The sequence below is a fragment of the Kribbella ginsengisoli genome (genome assembly GCF_039537185.1).
GTDB classification, from domain to species: Bacteria; Actinomycetota; Actinomycetes; order Propionibacteriales; family Kribbellaceae; genus Kribbella; species Kribbella koreensis.
In genome coordinates, this window is sequence record NZ_BAABAA010000054.1 from 1 (window position 1) to 552 (window position 552).

A 552-nucleotide genomic window follows, 5' to 3' on the forward strand; every position below is an offset into this window, starting at 1 on the left:
GATCACCACGTCATCGCCTGGGACGACTTCGTCGGCGGCGCGACCGACGCCGGGATCGCCGCCGCCCACCGGCGCGCGCAAGCAGTGCGCCCCGACGACCTGAGCGACATCCTGTTCACCTCCGGCACCACCGGCGCCCCGAAAGGGGTCCTCGCCGAGCACCGGCACACCGTCGCCGGTGCGCACGGCTGGGGCGCCAACGGCGGGCTCGGACTCGGCGATCGCTACCTGATGGTGAACCCGTTCTTCCACACTTTCGGCTACAAGGCCGGGATCCTGCCGAGCCTGCTGTTCGGCGCCACGATGCTGCCGCTCGCCGTCTACTCCCCGACTGAGGCGATGAAAGCCGTGGCGGCCGAAGCGATCACGGTCTTCCCGGGAGCGCCGACCATCTTCCAGACCATCCTGGACGATCCCGAACGCACCGGATACGACCTGTCCAGCCTGCGGCTGATCGTCACCGGTGCGACCATCGTTCCCGTCGTGCTGATCGAGCGGCTGCAGTCCGAGCTGGGCGTCGAAACGGTGATCACCGCCTACGGCCAGACCGAG

1 protein-coding gene is annotated in these 552 nt (G+C 69.0%); it reads left to right on the plus strand.

All coding sequences use genetic code 11. From position 1 onward, the window contains the following. Positions 1 to 552: AMP-binding protein (locus ABD768_RS43025; protein ID WP_344850774.1), on the plus strand; the 552-nt coding region annotated here is incomplete at both ends.